Origin of the sequence: Mesorhizobium sp. B2-8-9, assembly GCF_006439475.1 — a bacterium.
Taxonomy (GTDB): domain Bacteria; phylum Pseudomonadota; class Alphaproteobacteria; order Rhizobiales; family Rhizobiaceae; genus Mesorhizobium.
In genome coordinates this window covers 1-1,461 of the sequence record NZ_VFTQ01000069.1, presented here as the reverse complement: position 1 = coordinate 1,461, position 1,461 = coordinate 1, and the positions used below count along the sequence as shown (strand labels likewise).

At 62.7% G+C, this 1,461-nt stretch carries 2 protein-coding genes; one reads left to right on the top strand and one right to left on the bottom strand.

All coding sequences use genetic code 11. The annotated features are described in order from the left end of the window. Nucleotides 1–67: 67 nt before the first annotated feature. Nucleotides 68–1,177 carry an IS110 family transposase gene (locus tag FJ423_RS33360; RefSeq protein WP_064995672.1) on the top strand — a complete coding sequence of 370 codons (1,110 nt, stop codon included), beginning with the start codon at nt 68–70 and terminating at the stop codon, nt 1,175–1,177. A gap of 66 nt (nt 1,178–1,243) precedes the next feature. Here FJ423_RS33360 and FJ423_RS33945 read toward each other — a convergent pair. After that, on the bottom strand, nt 1,244–1,461 hold a 218-nt coding region (locus FJ423_RS33945), incomplete at its 5' end, for a hypothetical protein (protein ID WP_210239595.1).

Genomic DNA, 1,461 nt, shown 5'->3' with positions numbered 1-1,461 from the left:
CCCTACACTGCGCGTCCGAGGGTTGCTCGGGCGGTCCGAGCCGATCCTCATCACAGGAGGACGAGCCGTGGCAGATTATAGGGAAGCATTTGTCGGAATCGATGTCGCTAAGCTGAGGAACGCCATCGCGATTGCGGAAGCCGGCCGGGAGGGAGAGGTTCGGTTCTTCGGCGAGGTCGACGCATCGGATACGAGTATGCGCCGCGTTATCCAACGGATCGCTGCCAAGTTCGATCGCATCCACCTATGCTACGAGGCGGGCCCAACCGGCTATGGCCTTTACCGGCTGATCCGTTCCCTTGGCCATGAATGCACCGTGGTCGCGCCATCGCTGATTCCAAGGAAGCCTGGCGATCGGGTGAAAACGAACCGCCGGGATGCTCTTTCATTGGCAAGGCTGCTGCGCGCCGGCGAACTGACGGCGGTATGGGTTCCCGATGAAGATCACGAAGCCATGCGAGATCTCGTTCGCGCCCGGGCAGCCGCGGTCGAGACGCTGCGGGTCCATCGCCAGCAGGTGAGCGCTTTCATGCTCAAGCATGGTCGTGCCTATCCGCGCACGAAGAACTGGACCATGCGCTACCTGCGTTGGTTGCAGGAGCAGCGGTTCGATTATCCTGCACATCAGATCGCGCTCCAGGAAATGGTCGAAGCGGTGCGCGTCTCGAAAGAGCGTGTGGAACGGCTTGATCGCGTGATCGAAGAGTTCATCCCGAACTGGTCGCTGGCGCCGATCGTGCGAGCGCTCCAGACATTGCGTGGGGTCGATCTGATCGTCGCCGTGACGTTCGCCACCGAGGTCGGCGACGTAAGCCGTTTTGAGAGCCCTCGCCAGCTCATGGGCTATCTCGGCCTCGTTCCCGGCGAGCGGTCGACTGGAGAGACAATCAGGCGTGGCGGCATCACCAAGGCAGGCAATGGCCGCGTTCGCCACATGCTGGTTGAGAGCGCCTGGACCTATCGACATCCACCCCGGATCGGCAAGGCGAAGCTGTACCGGTTGGAGCAGGCACCGCCGAAAGTCCGTGAGATCGCATGGAAGGCTCAGGCCCGCCTGACGACCCGGTATCGAAAGCTGGTTGCGCGAGGCAAGCGAACGACGGTGGTCTGCACGGCGATCGCCCGCGAACTAGTCGGCTTCATGTGGGCCGTCGCCAGGGAGGCACGCTCCACCTGATCGCTCGCCGCGGCAGTCTACACCTCGCGCATGGGCGGAGGCGGGACCACGGCAGGGGAATGCCCGTCAGACGCTTTGTGGCCGGCAAATTGACCGACGCCCGCAGTAAGATAGGAACAGCCCCGGACGCACAATCGGGAATGCGGTAGCCAACCCGCGCATCAGAGCTTGATCACCGACGTCCTTCAGTTCCGCCTCCACCCATGCGCGCTCATCAGAATGAGCAGCCGTTCCTCGGATCGGGCGACCTTCTGCGTTCCAAACCTTGACAGCGGACATCAGAG